The following is a 19677-nucleotide window of genomic DNA, read 5'->3' as shown; positions in this document are numbered from 1 at the left end:
ATCACCAAAACGCTTCCTGATCAGGCAATAACCGATTGCAAAAACGGCTGCCATTCCAGCCGGAAAGGTGATGCATCGAAGCTTGCCGGAACACCAACCGGCAGCGGTAAACAGGGTGTAAAATGTCCGTACGGGAAACCGCTGACAACCGGAATTCCGTCGGGCAGCATGGGTTCGAGCTGATCAAATACTTCCAGAAATTGTTCGCCGAGAACAAATTTTCCCAAAATAACGGCAGAAACCCGCTCCCAAAATCCGCCGAGATGCAGTTGCCAGAGCAGCCGGTCGATGCGATACAGCGGTTCGTCAACGTCTTCGATAAACAAAATCAGATTTTCCGATTCCGGGAAATATGGCGTGCCGTATAACGAGCAGATCATCGACAGCGTACCGCCGATCAGCAACCCTTCCGCGCTGCCTTTGCGGTGAATAACCGGCGTGCCTTGGGGTAAATCAGATTCGTCGATTGCGTTTTTCTCACCGGAGAGCATTCGCAACGCCGTATCCAGATATGGATTTTCATCAGAAAACTGCGTCGTTATTGTCAATCCACTGAACGTTGGTATTCCGGTTTGGGCGAAAATGCCCCACTCCAGTGCCGTTACATCGCTGAAACCGATCAATAATTTGGGATGTTTTTGGAGCAAATCGTAATCGATCTGGTTGAGCATTTGCGCAGTGCCGTAACCGCCGCGCAATGCCCAAATTGCTGAAATTTGCGGATCGCGCAAAAAACCGTGCAAATCACTCAGCCGCGCCGCCGGCGAAGCCGCCGTAATACCATTGTGGGAAAATGCATGCGCACCCAATCGATAATTAAAACCACGCGCTTTGAGTTGCGCCAATCCGTTTTGCACCTGCTCCGGCTTCACGGAAGATGCCGGCGTCCACAAACCAATTGTTTGCCCGCTTTTTACGGGCGAAATTTTCCAGCTCAAAGTAGTGTCCCTGATTCTATTTCTTTTGCCAAATGTTGCACCGTTTCAAAAACGGATGCAGTTTCAGCCGTAAAATTTACATTTCGTCGTTCCATCACAATTTTAGCGACAGCCATCGCTTTTTCAAATTTATAAGCGACCAATTCTTCCGCACCGCCCCACGAAAATGACGGCACAAATTTTGGCGGCATGCCCGCGCCAAAAATATTGCAGCAGGCACCAACCACTGTTCCGGTGTTGAACATTGTGTTGATCGCGCATTTGGAATGATCGCCCATAATCAATCCCACAAACCGTTCGCCGGTATTCACCGGATGTCCGTTGATATTTACCGTGACCGACCCGTAATTGTTTTTCAAATCCGAATTATTGGTGTCCGCACCCAAATTCACCCATTCGGCAAGGTAGGCGTGACCCAAAAAACCGTCATGTTGTTTGTTGGAATAGCCGTGAATGATGCAACCTTCAACCTCGCCGCCAACCTTGCATACGGGTCCGATGCTGGTATTTTCATAAATTTTTGCCGCGATTTTTATCGTCGATTTTTTCCCGATATACAGCGGCCCAACCAGAACACTATTTGCCATAATGGTTGCACCTTCGTCAATCCAGACCGGACCATTTTCCGCGTTGATCACAACGCCCGGCTGGATTGTTGCACCTTTGGCGATCGCTACATTTTCTGGCGCCAAAATGTGGACACCGGCACGCAGCGTTCCTTCAACCGTTCCCAGTTGTGCATAATTTTTTGCATCCAACGTGATTTGCTCTGCGTTCAAACGAATTAAATCCCAGGGATAGCGAAAAAGCATTGGCTTGCCAGACATGATTGTTTCATGCGATAGCGGTTGAAAACGCTCCGCCAATCGGGCAACATCAACCGTTCCATCATCTGAAAGCACTTTTTTTGCTTCGCCAATGGTGGCACAAAACGCCAATGCTGAATCTTCATAAACAATTGTTTGCCCTGAAGATAACTGTTCTATTTTTTGAATCGATCCGGCATCCGGCAACCAACGCCCGTTTAGAAAAAGCGCCGTTTCATCATCACCGATTGTGTCAAATGCACTGACATTTTTTTGAAAGGATTTCATTAAATATGTTCTGGATAGTCCATACAGCGGAGATTTTGAAAGAAAGGCAGTTTTTTCAGCAAGCGTTAAAGCGCCGCATCTCAGATCCCATACCGGACGAAAATAAGTTAGCGGTAACAGATCGCGATAGCCGAGGTCTTCAAACAAGATTAGTTTCATGGTATGCTCCCAACATTCCACAATGGTAACCATTATAAAAAAAGCTGTGCCAAAACGGCACAGCTTTCAATTTTACATCACGAATTTGAAAAACTATGATTTGAGTTTGAAGTTGAAAGGAATGCTCACCCAAACTTTTACAAATTTATCCCGCTGCTTTCCGGGCTTAAATTTGAATTGGCGCGCAGCTTCAATCGCTGATTCGTCCAATAACGGGTGAGATTTCAGAATTTCAACTTGCTCAACATCACCTTTCGTATTAACCAGCACTTTCACTACCACTGTGCCTTCGATCCCGGCTTTTTTCGCAAGTTCCGGATATACCGGATTTACCCGCTTGATTTCGACCGGTTTGTCCGATAGCGCATAAAACGGCACAATCGGTTCTTCTTCTTCCGGAGGAGGCGGCGGAAGATCTTCAACTTCTTGCTCGAAATCGAAGGTTTCTTCTTGAATGGTCAAATCTTCCGGGATATCTTCGTCTTCAGATTCAATTGGAATCTTGGGACGGGCCGGTGGTGGTGGTTTCTTTATTTGCTGTGTGGGCGGAATTTGCTCCACCTGAATTTCAACATCGACGGTCTTTTGCAGACCGACCGGGTTTTCGAACCGTTTGAAAGCGTAGAAAATTGCGATTGTCAATCCCAAAGCGGCAATCATGGCAAATTCAAACCATTTGGGATATTTCAACCGTAAATCTACTTCCGGTTCTTTGTGCATTAAGCTATTATGGGCCATTGTACAGCTCCCTTAGTTTGCACTCTGCAATGCAGAGTAGTTCACCTTCAAGGTGTTGGCTTGTCTCAACTCCTGTTGAACATCGATAATAATTCCCATATCAGCCTGCTTATCCACCCGCAAAGACATAACCAAACGCGGATTTTCAATCAATTTCTGATAGGCAATATTTCTCAGTTCATTCATTTGATTGATCGTAACATCATCAATGACAATCCGGTTTTTGTCGTCCACCCAAATGGTGGAGACGTTCCGTTTACTTTCCAGTTTTTCAATCATTTTTGCATCAGGTAATTTGACTTGCAATCCGGAATACTGACGCAACACAGTGGTTACCATGAAAAAAATCAATAATTGGAAAATAATATCCGGCATTGATGACGTCGGAATGCCAATTTTCATATTTGATTTACGTTGAATATTTACAGCCATTTATACTCCTTACCACGTCGAAATGTTGATCCTGGAAAACAGATTCCCGTCGTATTACCGTTATGCTTCATCCGGATCTGCAATTGATATCCGTGTTGCATTGGCGCGTTTGAGTTGGTCGAGCACTTTAATATAAACTTCATATTTAGTGCCACGGGTGGTTTTCAGCGAAACGATCAACAACGGATTGTCGGCAATTTTTTGGCGAACAATTCGTTCAACATCGCGCACCTGAACCATTTCATTATCAAACAACACCTGCCCGGCATCATTAATGAGAATGTTGGAGATATTCTTTTTGTTGATTTCCTGTGTGTCAACCTCAGTGGGCGGAAGGACAAGTCTGAGTCCTTTATCCACATCAATTGTAGTACAGACCAAAAAGAACACCAACAACAGGAATGCAATATCTGCCATAGATGAGGAAGGAATTTCGACGTCTTCTCTTGGACGTTTCTTAATCATAATTTTTGCCTCAAAATTTTAACAGATATTACTTGGAACTCCGCATGTCGAGCAATGTATCGACGAGGTCTGCGGATGCTTCTTCCATGTCGATGATCAATTTGTCAATTTTAGAAGTAGCCAGGTTGTGGAACAACTGAACCGTCATAGCCACAATCAAACCGAACAATGTTGTTAACAATGCCTGCGAGATACCGCCCGCAACAACTGCCGGCGAAATGTCGTTGGCTTCTTTAATAGCATCGAATGCTGCAACCATACCCCAAACTGTTCCGGTAAAGCCCAACATCGGTGCAACAACAATAATAAAGCCTAACCAAATCATACCGCGTTCCAGAAATGCCATTTCGATAGAACCGGCGTTGGTAATTGCTTTTTCTGCGCTTTCGACACCGTCTTTAGCGCGGCTAAGACCTGCATGCATAATTGAAGCAACGGGACCGCGGGTTTTTTCGCAGCGTTCCATTGCAGCCTGGATTCCGCCCTGCTTGATATCCTGACGAACGGCGCCCATAAATTTGCGGCTGTTTACACCAGCTCTGTAGAGCAAAATTAACTTGGCTATACCGATCGCAAGACCAATAACCCACATCACCAGAATCGGGTGCATAAAACCACCACCCTGTAGATATAACTCGACCATAAAATGAGCCTCCTCGCTACATTTGATTTTTATAAATAAGCCAAAATTTGGCAAATATTACGGACTCTCACGAAAAAAGTCAATATTTTTTTTATCACAGTATTTGTAAACAACTTATCAGTGTTTTTTTAACGATACTGACGCAATTTAGGTTCAATTCATCAAATAAACAATAGTAAACCCGAATTTGCCGGGTGTTTTACCGTAATTAATTCGAATCGTAACATTTCGTTTATCTGTGGCACTGGCATCAGTTTAGCGAAGCTAACCGGCGAGCCTGATCAAATGACTGTAATGCTTTGGCAAATTGAGAATCCGAACCGAGCCAGACGAAGTGATAACCATTATTATCCCAAATACGGCGGGCAATTTCTGCTTTAAAACGCAGTTGAATCCACTTTCGGTCTTTGTTAAAATCGCTATCGGTAACAGCAATCCCTTTTTCGGAACAGTGCTGCTGAAGGCGTTGCATCCAGCGCTGCCCAATTTCAGTTCTATTTTTAAATGTAACCAAATCCGGTTTTGATTGCATTTCCTGATAAACATATTCATTGGCAATCTCAAAAAAGATGCGTTTTTGCAACATTTGGTTGGTCAAATCCGGCGATTTGGAAATATTTGTATTCTTCACAAACAAATCCGGCTGAATGCCGCCGCCGCCATAAACAGCACGCCCTTTTTGGGTGTAAAACATCGGGCGGCTATTCAATTGATTTTCTGTAAACCAGCTCGAATCGGGAATTTCATCATAATATTCTTCGGTAGATTTACCTTTATAATCGCGCTGAATACAACGACCGGATGGCGTGTAATATTTTGCAGTTGTGATACGAACAGCGGAACCGTCATCCAGCGGAAATTCTTTTTGAACCAATCCTTTGCCAAAACTATTTTCACCGACAATCAACCCTCGGTCATAATCCTGGATTGCTCCGGCAACGATTTCCGAAGCGGATGCGGAACCGCGATCGACCAATACGACCAGTGGATAATCGCGAACAACCCGTCGTCCGTATTGGTCGGAATAATACTCCTCATCAACACCTTCCGAACGCCCCTGAGTGTAAACAACCATTTGATGCCCGGCGATAAATTTCCCGGCTAATTTTACGGATTCGTGCAAATAGCCGCCCGAATTTCCCCGCAAATCGAGCACCAGCCGACGCATGCCCTGTATTTCCAACACACGCAAACTATCTTCCACCTCGCTGGCGGTGATAGCGGCAAAACGATTCACCAAAATATAGCCGGTCGAGTCGTCAACCATAAAACTGGCGGAAACCGTGTGTATCGGAATCACATCACGCATTACCGATATTTCCAGCGGCTCAGCAACATTTTCACGCTGCACCGTCAATTGAACAGAAGTGCCTTTCGGTCCTTTCAATTTTGGGGTGATTTCATCCCGGGAAATGCCAATCGCGTTGTCGCCTTCTATTTTTACGATGCGATCACCGGCAACGATGCCCGACCGTTCCGAAGGCGAACCCGGCATCGGGGAAATCACGGTTATGTATCCATCCAGAATATCATATTGAATACCGATACCTTCGTATTCGCCGTTAAAATTTTCTTCATTTTCCTGAGCTTTTTCCGGAGAGATATACACCGAATGCGGGTCCATTTTTTGAAGCATTCCGCTAACCGCACCTTCAACCGCAGAATCCCATTCCACATCTTCTACATAATACATTTGCAACAATTGCGCAACACGCACCATTTTGCGAATGTGTTTTTCCAGATCCTTTTGGATTCCGGCAAATGCGCCATAGCTTAAACCCATGCTAAACAATGCGATAGCTATTGTAGATAGAACCCAGATTGTTGTGCGGTTATAACGTCTCAGCATGCAAAAACCTCCAGAAATAAAAAATCCATTTTTTAAGTTGTGAACACTAACGACTGACGGTTCAGATTATTCCCCATTTGAGGATAGGAAACAATACCCAAAAAGTCAACTAATAAGATGGCGGCGGTTTGAATGTTGAGCTAAGTCACGTGAGGGTCAGAATTTTCGGAATCCGGTGGTTCGAAACGCTTTGCTTCGCGTTCCCATTGTCGGATTTTTCGTCGGTTTCGCACCAATTTCCAGAAGAATGCCAAAATAATCAACAGTGCGCCCGATGCCCAGAGTAAATTTTCGAGGTTAAAAATCACGAACCAGCGATATCGGTTTTTAACATCCTCGTACCAGTCGATTTCAAAACCGATATCGTCCGTATTCAGATGTTTGGCCAGCGCTACTGTCCAGCTTTGGGTTTTCAGTGTTTGCAAAAACAGCTCTCGGTTATCGCCCAGCTGCTCAAACAAAAATTGAACAGCGGAAAGACTTTGTACATATGCCAGTTGCGCTTTGTTGCGGGGAAAACGGTGCATATCCTGCAGGTCTTCTAACGCCGGCAACGTGCCGGCAGCCCGGGCATTGGCCAGCAACACCGGATCCATTTCAAAAATTCCACCACTCAAATATTCTGCCAAACCTTCGTTAAACCAAACAGGCGCGTGGCTTTCACCATAAGTTGAATAAAAACAGGCATGAACCAGCTCATGAATGATGACACTTTCCAGCCGGTTTAACGGAGTGGAATGATCTGTCAGATTTACAACCAGCAATTTTTCAGCGGGAAAATACAGCCCTTTTGCCCATTCCGGTGCACCGCGTTCGCGGTATTCATCCCAACCCTCTGCTTCGGAAACGAGGTCGATGACAATCGAATCTACCGGTTGATCAAAAAAGGCCGTAAGCCTCGGCAAATGGTGGTTGAGCAGCTTTTGCACGTTCTCTGCTGTGGCTTGCTCATCTGCAGAAAATCGAATACGAATGCGATGCTCGGGTATTTCAATCTCCTGCACAGCAAAACAGACACTGCCAACAATTGACAGCATCGCAACACATAATTGCAGAAGCCTTGTTCTAAGACAATTCATAATTCAATTAAAAACAGGTGGTTGAGCAGATTTATTATTTCAAAGAATATTAATTTTCAGACTTTTGGGCAGCCAGATATTGCTGAATTTCCTCGCGACCGCGTTCTTCATTCACTCGCGAAAGCAACAACAATCCGATCGCAAAAAGGATGATCACCGCACCCAATCCCCATCGCGATGCGGTCTGCCCGACAAACTGCAATTCTTCCGGCGACATGCCATCCTGCGTCAGCAAAGCCTTTACCAGCAATCCGGCTCCGCCAATGAGAATCGGGCCCAAAATAACCGCAAATTTGCCAACCATGTTGTAAAATCCAAAAAATTCACCGGCTTGGGAAAGCGGGATGAGCCGGTTAAAATAGGACCGGCTGAGCGCCTGAATCCCCCCCTGACAGCAACCGACAGCAATTGCGATCATATAAAAATGAATGGTCTGGTTCATCAACATTCCGGCAATGGTAATGCCGATGTATGCGACGATGCCGAAAAGCAACGATTTCCGGACACCAAATCGCTCGCCCAATTTCGCATAAATAATCGCAGCGGGAAAACCGATAAACTGCACAAGCAACAGCGCAGTAATCAGGTCGGAATCTTTAAAACCGATGGACATGCCATAATCCACCGCCATTCGGATAATCGTATGCACGCCATCAATGTAAAGCCAGTAGGCAATCAAAAAAGTGCCCAAAGTTTTTAAATAATTCACTTTTTTGAACGTGTTCACCAATTGCCGGAATCCTTCGCGAACGGCACTTTGACTTTTATCCACCTGTTTGGGTTTTTCTTTGACCCATACGATTGTAAAAATAGTGAAGCCAGCCCACCAAACCGCAACGGACAGAAATGAGTAGCGAACCGCCGTTGCCGCATCCGGTAATCCGAACGATTCGGGGTTTAACGTCATCAGCACATTAACGAGGAACAGCACGCCGCCGCCGAGATAGCCCAGCGCATATCCGAATCCGGAAACATAATCCTCGCTGAAACTGTTGGACACATCGGACAGCAGCGAATCGTAAAAAATATTGGCACCGCTGAAGCCGACCACACCCAGGATGTAAACCATCACAGCCATTTGCCAATCGCCTTTTTCGACGAGAAACAGACCTGCCGTCATCAGCGAACCGAAATAGGCGAAAAAAATGAGCATCTTTTTACGAATGCCGCCGCGATCGGCAATCGCACCCAAAATTGGCGCCATCAGCGAAACGATCAATCCGCCCAGCGAATTGCCCAATCCCAACTGTGCGGTACTGATGTTCGGGTCCGTCCCGTAACTCCAGTAATTTTTGAAAAACACCGGAAAAAATCCGGCCATAACGGTAGTTGCAAAGGCAGAATTTGCCCAATCATACATTGCCCAACCGTAAACAGATTTATTTAATTTGAACAATCGGGAAGGAAGAGACATGCGGTGTGGAGCCTCCGGTTCGGTGAGAACAACAATCGGGAATGGCAGGCAAACCTGCCATTCCGCAGCTGTAACAGCGGTTTTTTAAAGCTGTTTTTGAACGTGACGCACAACCAGATTGATGATCGATTTTAATGTATCGAAAACGCCGGTGCCTTTGATAGCAACGCCTTCGAAAAACGGAACATCAAAAAAGTTGAGCTTTTTCTGTAGCAATTCCAGCGATTCCGTATTTGGCAGATCGCGTTTGTTGTATTGGATTACCCACGGAAATGTTTCCAGCGAATAGCCCATCGACATCAGGTTGCTTTCCAGATCCAGCAGTGTTTCGATGTTGCCTTCCATACGATCCTTTTGGGAATCGGCAACAAATACCACGCCATCCACACCGTTCAAAATAATTTTGCGGCTGGATGCATAATACACCTGCCCCGGAACGGTATACAGATTAAATTTTGGCTTTTTGCCCTTAATCCGACCGACTTCAATCTGCATGAAATCAAAAAAAATCGTCCGGTCTTCTTTGGTTTTCAGCGTGACCAATTCACCCGTTAATGAAGGATCTAATTTCGAGTGAATATATTCCAGGTTCGTTGTTTTGCCGCTCATCCCCGGACCGTAATAAACGATTTTGAGATTGATTTCCTGTAATGCCCAGTTAATAAACATTGATCGCTTGCCTCGTTCGTTTGATCAAACTCAACCCTTGAACACCTGTATTTTTTGCTACAGTTGTATTAATTTTTTTCACTGATGCGAAAATTTCTCGCATTTTTTATTTGAACGACTCGTCCAACATATCACCAAGCATACTGCTGAAATCGGAATCCATAATGGTAGTAGCATCTTCTCCCGGTTCGGTTGTTTCGAAGACATTCAACAGACTTTGGATCGCCTTTTTGGTGTAAATCCTTACCAAACCTAATGTTACGCTAACATCGAAAACAACAACCAGAAAAAAATTGTCGCCAACATTGGACAAATATACGTTTCGTTTTTCACCTTCATGGAATAGCAGTTTGAACTTTGCATCTTCCCCGACCAATTTAGCCATTTCTGCGGTAGCCGCAAAATCGCTGGCGGCAAGTGCAGAGAGAATCTGGGTGTTCATATCGTCGGTATTGCCACGCTGGGTGATCAACTGACCACTGATATCCGCCAATAAAATGGTTGATGCCTTGGTTTTTGACGCCAGTTCCGAAAGCACTTTTGTGATTTCATCAAACTGTATTGCCGTTAGGATAATCTGGCGACTGCCATCTTTCAGTTTTTTAACTTGTACCATTGACCTATCTCCCAGATAGTTGATTAAAATCGACCAATCGTCGATCTGGATCTCAGCCGTTCGAGGCTGGTTTTTAAACTTTCTTTCATTCGCTCAATTGCGGCTGCCAGTTCCTGCAATTCGTTTTGCACCTGCACCTGAACCGGCGTATTAAAATTACCCAAACTGATTTCTTTTGCAGCGGTAATCAGTTGATCAATCGGGCGGGCAACCTGGCTGGTTATTACCCACAATGCAATAACAGACGCCAACAGCATACCAGCCACAATTATTAATCCGATATACAAAACCGCTTCATTTACCCGGGAACTGACATAGGATTTTTTCAACCCAACCCGAACAAAACCGAGGAAACCTTCTTTAATGGGCATCCGGATGTCATAAACTGCCTGTCCGGCAATTTCGATTTCGGCTAATTCATAGCGTTCCCTGCTCGCCAGGTCGTAATTTTCATAAACCTCGTTGAGCTTTAAAACAGCCGGCACTGCTCCGCCGTAGGTATCCGTGACTATATTATAATCAGCATCGACAATTATAATATATTCATTACTTTTTTGATGTCGATAATTTTCTACAATTTTTGTTAATCCGACCGGATCTTCTTCAATCATTAATGCGGCAGCTTGTTCCTCAATGCTTTCTGCGACAATCAATCCTTGTTCCTGCAACGCCTCCACGAGTGTCACATTAAAATACCGATAAGTGACAAACATGATGACAGCACACTGCACCAATCCGCCAAGCAATATAAATGCCATCACTTTAAAGCGGAGGCTCGATGTAAAACCTTTCGATTTCATTTGCGCGTTCCCTGTGTTTATTTCCTGCTTTTCAATTCTTGTTGATGATGATTGATAAAACCGATCAATTTTCTCAAAAATTCATATCGCCGGTTTTCATTTGAAATTTCCCTGCTGACCCAATCGACCAGTGTAATAAAAAGGTTTTGTTCGAGATTGCGTTGGGAACGTCGCATTTCCATCAAACATTCTTCAATAATAAACTCGGCAACCGGACCGACAGCAAGGGTTAATTCGTACGTCAACTCCTCAAACCATTCTGCCGGAATGGGTTGTTGCTCAAGTGGTTTACCGACCAGCTTCAACAATCCGTAAGCGGTCAATCTGTCAAAATAAGCTTTTGTTTCTTCAGAAGTTAGCGATAGTATTTCCCCGATTTGCCCAACCGTTTTTTCGCCGTTTAATTGGGTAATAATCGCCCATTCATACGTTTTTAAAGGTAAGGTTTCTGTCGGTTTTTCAACGGACATTTCAAACACCATATCCGGTTCGATCGTTTGTAATCTGCTTTCCTGCATCGCTTACCTCATTATATGATCCAGCATAATTTTTTCAACTTCATCCAGTTCGTTGAAATGTTTTTTTGATAACGACTGTTCGGGCAATTTGCGAATCATCCGCTGCCCTTTTCGATGATTTTCCAGTTCATGAATGCCGCAATTGGCAGCCATGCGAATCAGATTGGGATTGGCATTATGGCGCTGAATAACCAGCAGATAAAATCGTTCGGACGCGCGCGCAAACACCATTCCTTTGTCAAAAGAAATCTGGATTTCTTTTAATTCCGCCATATCCGGTCGACTGAGCACGCTGTAAATATGTAAAAATGTTTCACCCAAATCTTTCAACACGTTATCGCTGCTTCCGGAGGCAAGCCAGCTATCGAGCATTTTGCCATCGTGACTGAATATGCCGATGGCTTCGGTGCCTTTTTGCTCGATAACCTGTAGAAAAAATTGGCGTATCACGTGTTTGGCGTACTCCGGTGTTATTTGTTGCCATTTTGCATTTTTTGTATGATTTTGCGAATATCCTGCGCAAAATCCGGGATGATCACATGAAAATTGGTTTCGATAACCACCAGATTCGGGCGATGTTCGAACACAAAATAATAGCCGTCCGGTTTGGTTAATGCGACATATTGAAATTTATCCGTATAAAACAGGTTCAGCATTTTCTTCAGTTTATACCACACAAAAGTCAACGTTATGGGATGTATCGGTCGTTGCGCACTGCCTTCAATAATTTGTCCGTTGTAATTCAGCACAAAAAAATTATTGATATTTTTGATTCCCGAAAGGGTATCCAGCAGTTGCCGCGGCAACGGTTCGCCAAATTCCCGTTTTTCATCCAGCAGCCGCAATCCTTCCAGCACAATAGAATTCCAGGGTTGCTGGATAGAGCGGCGCGGCGCTTCCACATCGGATTCAACCTTGAAATCACCGGTCGAAAGCGCAAGCATTTCGTGCACGGCGCGTTCACCGATAAACAATCCGTATTCGGCATGAACAATTCCGCCATCTGCGAAATAAATCAGGCCATTCAATTCTTTTGATCTGACGACGACGCGGGCAGTATTACGTTCGATACAATTGATCTGGATAATATTTGCCAGCTTCAAGTCTTTCAGGTTTCCAACTAAAGCCATTTATTCCCTGAGCATGTTGATCACCATTGTGCGCATTTCATGAATATCAAATGGTTTTTCCTTATATCCTTCGGCGCCCAATTCCATTGCGGCATCCCGGCGTTCATCGGTTCCGTACGCGGTGATGATCACCACTTGCGTTGCAGGCTGGTGTTTTTTCAGCCAGCGCAGCAGTTCCAAACCGTTGAGTCCCGGCATTGCCAAATCGGTAATAACCAGATCAAATGGGTTATCCTGAACTTTTTCCAACGCTTCTTCGCCGGATGAAGCTGTGAGCACTTCGCATTCGATCGGCGCTTTGATGAACGCCTGATACAAACTGAATGTCAGCGTTTCTTCATCATCTACGATCAATAACCGTTTACCCGGATTCATGGAAAAACTTTCGTTTTGCATCAATTTTCATTGCAGGCGAATGATTGCGCACGCGCTGCGTTTATATTTTTGTTCTGCCACAACCGGATACACATCAGCCGGCTGCAAAAGCCGGCAACGCTAATATAATCGTTGTGCCTTTTCCGATGTGACTGAGAACATCTATTTTACCGCGATTTTCTTCAACCAGCCGGCTGCAGATGGCTAATCCCAATCCAACGCCGGTAATTTTGGTTGTGAAAAACGGACGAAAAATTTGTCCGAGATTTTCTTTGGCGATTCCCTCGCCGGAATCCCGGACCGAAATTTCAATGAAACTTTGCTGCTGTTGCGCCACAACCCCGTGGCGATTGGCCCGTTTCCCGGCCCGTATCGCCCGCGGTTTGGCGGAAATGTGTAACTGCCCGCCATTCGGCATGGCGTCCATTGCGTTGATAAACAGGTTAAGCAGCACCTGTTCAATTTGCGTTTTATCCACAAAAACCGGTGCCAGCGTTTCGGGCACGGCAGTTGTTGCGGTTATTTTTTGCCATTGCATTTTGGCATCGAGAAAGTGCAGGGTATTTTCCACAATTTCTCGAACCTGATGAAAATCCGCTTTTGCGCGATTGGGTCTGGCGAATTTCAGAAATTCGCTAACGCGATGATTGGCTTTGTCCACTTCGCGGATCAGCCGTTTCAGCGTTTCGCGTTTCATCGCGTCGAGTTCGTCATCTTCTTCCAGCAATTGCGCGGTGGCTTTAATGCCAGCCAGGGGATTGCGAACTTCGTGCGCCAAACCGGCTGCCATTTCGCCGAGCAACGCCAGTTGCTCCATGCGCTTCACCTGATTGCGCATTTCCATTACTTCTGTTAAGTTACGCAATAATAACACGATACCTTGAAAACTATTGCGCGTATCTTCCATATATGCGGCATCGATGCCAACGGTGATTTGCCGATATTGCGGATGAAACAGCTGCGCTTCCCACTCGTCAATGCGCTGGCCGCGGCGGGTGCATTCGCGCAAAAAAGCTTCGCCATCTTCACTTTTATTGAACAGATCCACCACTTTTTTGCCGAGCAAATCACTAACTTCCAGCCCCAATAGCCGGGCAGCAACTTTGTTGGCGAAAATAATTTCACCTGCCAAATCGATGGTCAACAATCCCGAATTGAGGTTTTGAACCATGCTGCGGTGGAATTCAAAAACCTGTCGTAACAATGAAGAATTCGCGGGATTTTCTGCAACATTTGCCGGTGGCTGCTCAGATTCTGGGAAAGGTGCATCGTGCCGGGAGTTCAACATTGACACTATTTGTTTGTGCTTTTGCAGCCGAGAGGTCATTAAAAATTGCACCTGTTTGTTGAAATGAGCGCGAAATATAGGATAAATTTTCGCGAAAGTGAAATGTTTTTTGGCTACCGTTAATCGATTTTTTGCATTTGATGTCATTTTCCGCGACGAAAATACACCACCAAAATAACCGCCATTTTCATCAATACAAGTTATAATCTGATATTGATTTACAAAAAATTTCACATCGTCTGAACATCCGGTCAATAATAAGGATAATTTTGCATTCAAAAGGTGAAATGCATCAATTGGTAAAATGAATTTAATTTAAAAATATGTAAAAATTTATTCAGATGCCCGGGTTGTCCACAAAATTGGCATTTCAGCTAATAATGCATTTGTTTGTTTTATCCGGATTGTTTACAATCCTTATTGAAAAAAATATTGAAAATAGCGACGCAGGAGTAAAGATGAAAAATCGGGCATTGTATTTAAATATAACGTTCACTTTTATTGCGCTGATAACCGTGAACAGCCATCCGGCATTCGCCCAAAAGTGGCCGGTTTATGCCAAACACGGCATGGTGGTTTCCACCCACGCTATCGCATCGAATGTGGGAATGGAAATCCTCAAAAAGGGCGGTAATGCGATAGATGCAGCCGTCGCAACCGGTTTTGCACTGGCGGTGGTCAATCCCGGCGCCGGGAACATTGGCGGCGGTGGATTTATGGTGATCCGCATGGCAGACGGCACCAGCGTTGGCGTCAATTATCGCGAAAAAGCGCCGAAGGCTGCGCACGAAAAAATGTATCTCGATGAAAACGGCGAACTCATTCGCGGGTTGAACCACGACGGCTATCTGGCGGTTGGCGTGCCCGGAACCGTTGCCGGATTAACCCTCGCTCTGGAAAAATACGGCACCATGAAACTGAAGGATGTCATCAAACCCGCTATCGAACTGGCGGAAAAAGGTTTCACCCTCAGCTACGGACTGGAACGTAATTTCATCAATCTCGAAGATGATTTCCGCAAATATCCCGGCTCCGAAAAACAATTTTACAAAAAAGACGGCACATATTATCGCATGGGCGATACCTGGAAACAGCCGGATTTGGCAAAAACACTGAAACGCATTGCCAAACACGGTCGGGACGGATTTTACAAAGGTGAAACCGCAGACATTTTTGAGCGCGAAATGAAAGCCAACGGCGGGATGATCACCAAAGCGGATCTGGCGGATTACGAAGCACAACTTCTTGATTTGATTGAGGTTGACTATCGCGGCTACACCATTCATTCGATGAGCCCGCCCAGTTCCGGCGGCATTACCCTGGGCATCATGCTGAACATTCTGGAAGGCTACGATTTGCAATCGATGGGGCACAACTCCGCCCAATATGTGCACACCGTAACCGAAGCAATGCGCCGGGGATTCAACCAGCGTGCCGCGCATCTCGGTGACCCGGATTTCAACCCGGATATGCCCGTGGACAAACTCATTTCGCAGGCATTTGCCGACGAGTTGCGCAAAAGCATCGCTGCGGACAAAGCCAGTGTCAGCGATTCCAGCAGCTTTGAATGGGATTACGAATCGGAAGAGACCACCCATTACTCGGTGGTGGATGCGCAGGGCAACGCCGTTTCCAACACCTACACGCTGGAATATTATTACGGCTCGCGCATCGTTTTGAACGGTGCCGGTTTTCTGCTAAACAACGAAATGGGGGATTTTAATCCCGTTCCCGGATTAACCAACAGCCGCGGATTGATCGGCACAAATCCCAACCTCGTCCAGCCGGAAAAACGCATGCTCTCCAGCATGACCCCGACCATCGTTTCCAAAGACGGCAAAAATTTTATGGTTACCGGCAGTCCGGGCGGACGCACCATTATCAACACCGTTTTGCAGACCATTTTAAACGTTGTCGATTTCGATATGAATATTTTTGAAGCGATCGACGCACCGCGGTTTCACCACCAATGGTTGCCGGCAACCATCCGCATCGAAAAATGGGGCGTTGGTGCAGATGCCATCGAAAAACTGGAAGCGATGGGACACGAGATCAGTTGGTATCGCACGCAGGGTCGCGCGATGGGCATCATTATCGATCCGGAAAGCGGCTTGCGCATCGGCGCGTCCGATCCCCGCAGTCCCGATGGCGGCGCAGTCGGCTACTGATTTCAATTTAATTTGGCGAATAGATATGCCTTGCATTCACCCGAAATTTGCGCTATAATTTATTTATTAGTGCGGAGTTATCTAATTTTGAGGGAAACGGCAGACGTATCATGAAAAATGATCTGTTTACATCGCTCAACCATTTGCTGAAGCAAAAAGAAGGCTCGGATACACTGTTAAGCTATTTCGAGCAATTCAGCAAAGCGTTGTTCAATTGCAAAGATTTCAAATCTGCGCTCAACACCTTTTACAACGAGTTGCGAAAGGTGTACCGGGAGCAGCATATCGAATTTATTCTCACCCAAAATCCTCAGCGCATCGCCAAATTTCAATATGATGAATCCGGAAAGCGCATGGCGCCGACCGGCGAATTTGTTCAGAAAAATACATTATATCATTATTTATTGACCAAACGCCAAGCGGTGCTCACCAACGATTACCCCAATTTTTGCCGGGATTTGGGTGTGCTGGCCAACGGAACGCCCGCCCACGCCTGGATTGGCGTGCCGATGCTGGTGCGCGGCAAACCGCTGGGCGCGATGATTATTTGGGACGATCGCGACGGTCAGTTTTTCCGGCTGCACGACAAACAATTTCTCACCAGCATGGCGGGAATGATGAGCTTTGCCGCCGAAAATATCTATCTGCACGATTACATTCTCGAAAAAAGCGACAATTACAAAATATTCGAAGGTCTGTTGCCGAAAGGTAACGCCCGCAACTCTGTCAAAAATGTGCTGACGCAGTTGCAACACGCCGTATTGCAGCAGAAAGACGTGGTGTACACCGCCATGTTCATGGGCGCAAAACGCGCCAAAAAATGGCGGCTGCTCGCCGAAGAATACGGCAAACCCGCCTACAACGAAGCGGGCATTGTGCTGCAAACCGCGCTGGAAACACTGGAAGACGACGTGTTCAACGAAACGCCGCCGCTGTTTATCCCGCAGCATCATGTCGCCCATTTTTTGTATGACAGTTTTGGCAAACAACTCGATCAACTATCCGCAAAATCGCTGCTGCTGTTCCCGTTTGTGGTGAACGATGCCTATCTCGGCGCGTGGGTGGTGTTGCTCAAACGCGCAACCGAGCCTAACCGGGATGAGCTGCAAATGTATCAATTTATTTTTTACGTGATGACCCAGTTGATCGAGAAAAAAGCGCTGGCGGAACAGAATCGCAAATACCAGAATTACACCAAACACCTCGAACGCATGAAAGTGCTCGGCGAACTGGCCAGCGGCACCATGCACAATTTGAACAACCTGCTCAGCGTGATCATCGGTAAAACCCAGTTATTGCAGAAAAAGCTGGAAGGCACATCGCACCAGCGCGATCTGGAATTGCTGCTGCAAACCGCAAAAGACGGCGCAAACAGCATTTTGCGACTCCAAAACTACTCAATTGCGAAAGATGCGGAAGATGTGGCGCAAACGCTGAACATCAACACATTGGTGCAGGAAGTGGTAGAAATTGCCCGTCCGCGATTTGAGGAAGAAGCGCAATCGCAGGGCATTCACTATCATCTGAAACTGGATTTGGGCAGCATCAAACCGGTAAAAGGCGACGCAACCACATTGCGCGAAGTGATGCTCAACCTCATCAACAATGCGCTGGACGCCATGCCGCACGGCGGCAAACTGAACATCCAGACCACCGTAAAAGACGGCAAAGTGGTTATTTTCGTCAGCGATACCGGCAGCGGTATTCCCCACGAAGTTCAGGACAAAGTATTCGAACCGTTTTTTACCACCAAAGGCACTCGCGGCAACGGACTGGGTTTGAGCATCGCATGGGAAATCATCCAGAAACACCATGGCTCAATTCATGTGGATTCTTCGCCCGGTAAAGGCGCTATTTTTATGATTGAACTGCCCTGCGCCGGCGATGAAATTTTGCCGCAACACGATAAACCGGAATTCTTCCAGCCGCTATCCTACAAGATACTGCTGGTTGAAGACAAAGGCATCGTTCGGGAAACGCTCGCGGAAATGCTGGAAGACGAAGGCTGCGAAGTGATTACCGCCGCCAGCGCCCACGAAGCCGTGCTGAAATTCCAGAAACACCGCTGCGATGTGGTTTTTGCCGATTTGAGTATGCCGAACGTCAACGGCGTGGAACTCGCCGCGAAGCTGAAAGACATTAACCCGGCGATTCCGGTGTTTATCGTTACCGGCTGGAACCAGATCGACAACGGATTTTTGAAAACCAACGGACACATCGACGGGATCATCAAAAAACCGTTTAATATGGATAAAATCCGGCAGGAGCTGCTCCGCACCGTCGGCACACTGAACGGGCACTACCACGCCAACGGCTTTTCCGTTTAACACACATTTGACAATTTTCGAATAAAAAAAGGCAGATCGTTTGATCTGCCTTTTCTGTTTACACCGTCATTCCTGCTCCGAAGGAGCGCACTCGTCGCGAAGGCAGGAATCCCCAATTTCGCAATGAACCTCAATTACACCTCACCGGCTTCATTTTTCACACGCTTCGGGCGGCGAAGGATGGACATATCAAAAAAATCCTTGCCACGATCCGGGTTGGCGGGATATTTCATGCCCAATGTATAAATGTTTTGAACCAGTTGGGTTTCCAGCACCTGCCGCTTTTCGCGGGTGGCGGATTTCGCCTCGGCAACCTCACCAAACTGCTGCAACTGGGCTTTGCGGGCATCTACGAATGTCGTTTGCAATTGAGTGAACTTATCCACAAATGGTTGACCCAATGTGGCAACATAATCCGTTGCGGTCGCGACAAAACGGGACATCAGCACTTCTGCATTGGACAGCTTTGCGGTGTTATACTCCGTAATCCCGCGCGGAAAGAACTCTTTATACACCGGTGAATTGGCGCTCCAGATTGAACGAACCAACCCCTCTTCACGGCGAATCTCATTTTTGAAATCGACAAGTGTCTGGTTCATTGTTTGGGTAAGCGCCTGCTGACGGATGAAGCTTTTATCTTCAACCGATAACGCCGCTGCAAAATCATCGAACAGGTTTGTGGTGGCAGTGATGGTATCTGCCAAATCCGCCGCTACATTGTTGGCGTTTAATCGCTGAATGTGATCCTCACCAAACTTGAATATTTTCGGATGGGTAATATGCGCAGCCGAAAACGGGTTCTTGAATAAGCGATGAATATCCATGGTGAAACCTCCGTGTTAGATTATAATATTTGTGTATGTGAATCAAGTATTCGGAAGCTGGCGCGGAATGTTTAGCAAAAAGTTAGGGGTTTTCGAAAAAAATTTGCTTCAACCCCGGCAATTGTGTGTGATACCGGGGAATTGCCCACCC

Annotated in this window: 20 protein-coding genes; 2 read left to right on the top strand and 18 right to left on the bottom strand. The window is 46.2% G+C overall.

Features of this window, described 5'->3' with window-relative positions; translation table 11 throughout:
• Window positions 1-20: 20 nt before the first annotated feature.
• From H6629_21670 to H6629_21590, 17 genes are all read right to left on the bottom strand, one after another.
• Window positions 21-938, bottom strand: coding sequence for an LD-carboxypeptidase (locus tag H6629_21670; GenBank protein MCB9070394.1), 918 nt, complete (start codon window positions 936-938; stop codon window positions 21-23).
• Complete coding sequence (locus H6629_21665; GenBank protein MCB9070393.1) at window positions 935-2191, bottom strand: hypothetical protein; 1257 nt, start codon at window positions 2189-2191, stop codon at window positions 935-937. The genes H6629_21670 and H6629_21665 overlap by 4 nt, the downstream gene beginning before the upstream one ends.
• 93 nt (window positions 2192-2284) lie before the next feature.
• A complete protein-coding gene (locus tag H6629_21660) occupies window positions 2285-2911 on the bottom strand; it encodes a TonB family protein (GenBank protein MCB9070392.1) in 627 nt (208 codons plus the stop codon).
• 30 nt (window positions 2912-2941) lie between these two features.
• Window positions 2942-3361, bottom strand: coding sequence for a biopolymer transporter ExbD (locus H6629_21655; GenBank protein ID MCB9070391.1), 420 nt, complete (start codon window positions 3359-3361; stop codon window positions 2942-2944).
• A gap of 60 nt (window positions 3362-3421) precedes the next feature.
• Complete coding sequence (locus tag H6629_21650) at window positions 3422-3826, bottom strand: biopolymer transporter ExbD (GenBank protein ID MCB9070390.1); 405 nt, start codon at window positions 3824-3826, stop codon at window positions 3422-3424.
• Between the two features lie 28 nt (window positions 3827-3854).
• Window positions 3855-4469, bottom strand: a complete 615-nt coding sequence (locus tag H6629_21645; protein ID MCB9070389.1) for a MotA/TolQ/ExbB proton channel family protein — start codon at window positions 4467-4469, stop codon at window positions 3855-3857.
• A 250-nt stretch (window positions 4470-4719) separates the two neighbouring features.
• On the bottom strand, window positions 4720-6318 hold the full coding sequence (locus H6629_21640; protein ID MCB9070388.1) for a S41 family peptidase: 1599 nt from the start codon (window positions 6316-6318) through the stop codon (window positions 4720-4722).
• A 140-nt stretch (window positions 6319-6458) separates the two neighbouring features.
• Window positions 6459-7355: a hypothetical protein gene (locus H6629_21635; GenBank protein MCB9070387.1), complete on the bottom strand. Its 897-nt coding sequence runs from the start codon at window positions 7353-7355 to the stop codon at window positions 6459-6461.
• Between the two features lie 91 nt (window positions 7356-7446).
• Complete coding sequence (locus tag H6629_21630; GenBank protein ID MCB9070386.1) at window positions 7447-8811, bottom strand: MFS transporter; 1365 nt, start codon at window positions 8809-8811, stop codon at window positions 7447-7449.
• A gap of 84 nt (window positions 8812-8895) precedes the next feature.
• Window positions 8896-9480 (bottom strand): GTPase domain-containing protein, encoded by a 585-nt coding sequence (locus H6629_21625; protein ID MCB9070385.1) that lies wholly within the window; start codon window positions 9478-9480, stop codon window positions 8896-8898.
• A 106-nt stretch (window positions 9481-9586) separates the two neighbouring features.
• Window positions 9587-10096, bottom strand: a complete 510-nt coding sequence (locus H6629_21620) for a roadblock/LC7 domain-containing protein (GenBank protein ID MCB9070384.1) — start codon at window positions 10094-10096, stop codon at window positions 9587-9589.
• Window positions 10097-10119: 23 nt separating this feature from the next.
• Window positions 10120-10896 (bottom strand): HAMP domain-containing protein, encoded by a 777-nt coding sequence (locus tag H6629_21615; GenBank protein MCB9070383.1) that lies wholly within the window; start codon window positions 10894-10896, stop codon window positions 10120-10122.
• 17 nt (window positions 10897-10913) lie between these two features.
• Window positions 10914-11414 carry a hypothetical protein gene (locus H6629_21610; GenBank protein MCB9070382.1) on the bottom strand — a complete coding sequence of 167 codons (501 nt, stop codon included), beginning with the start codon at window positions 11412-11414 and terminating at the stop codon, window positions 10914-10916.
• Between the two features lie 3 nt (window positions 11415-11417).
• Window positions 11418-11864 carry a hypothetical protein gene (locus H6629_21605; GenBank protein MCB9070381.1) on the bottom strand — a complete coding sequence of 149 codons (447 nt, stop codon included), beginning with the start codon at window positions 11862-11864 and terminating at the stop codon, window positions 11418-11420.
• A 20-nt stretch (window positions 11865-11884) separates the two neighbouring features.
• The gene (locus H6629_21600; protein ID MCB9070380.1) at window positions 11885-12544 is read right to left on the bottom strand and encodes a DUF4388 domain-containing protein; all 660 of its coding nucleotides are present in this window, start codon (window positions 12542-12544) and stop codon (window positions 11885-11887) included.
• Entirely contained in the window at window positions 12545-12919 is a 375-nt protein-coding gene (locus H6629_21595) for a response regulator (protein ID MCB9070379.1), read from the bottom strand.
• 94 nt (window positions 12920-13013) lie between these two features.
• Window positions 13014-14246, bottom strand: coding sequence for a PAS domain-containing protein (locus tag H6629_21590; GenBank protein ID MCB9070378.1), 1233 nt, complete (start codon window positions 14244-14246; stop codon window positions 13014-13016).
• A gap of 419 nt (window positions 14247-14665) precedes the next feature.
• On the opposite strand from H6629_21590, the gene ggt reads away from it, so the two are divergent.
• Window positions 14666-16375, top strand: a complete 1710-nt coding sequence (gene ggt, locus H6629_21585; GenBank protein MCB9070377.1) for a gamma-glutamyltransferase — start codon at window positions 14666-14668, stop codon at window positions 16373-16375.
• A gap of 110 nt (window positions 16376-16485) precedes the next feature.
• A complete protein-coding gene (locus tag H6629_21580; protein ID MCB9070376.1) occupies window positions 16486-18702 on the top strand; it encodes a response regulator in 2217 nt (738 codons plus the stop codon).
• Between the two features lie 134 nt (window positions 18703-18836).
• Here H6629_21580 and H6629_21575 read toward each other — a convergent pair whose 3' ends face one another.
• Window positions 18837-19526, bottom strand: a complete 690-nt coding sequence (locus H6629_21575; protein MCB9070375.1) for a hypothetical protein — start codon at window positions 19524-19526, stop codon at window positions 18837-18839.
• Window positions 19527-19677 lie beyond the last annotated feature (151 nt).

It is taken from the genome of Calditrichia bacterium (assembly GCA_020634975.1).
In the GTDB taxonomy this organism is placed as follows: Bacteria; Calditrichota; Calditrichia; order RBG-13-44-9; family J075; genus JACKAQ01.
Note: the sequence above shows the minus strand (reverse complement) of the source record. Positions and strands in the feature narration are given on the sequence as shown.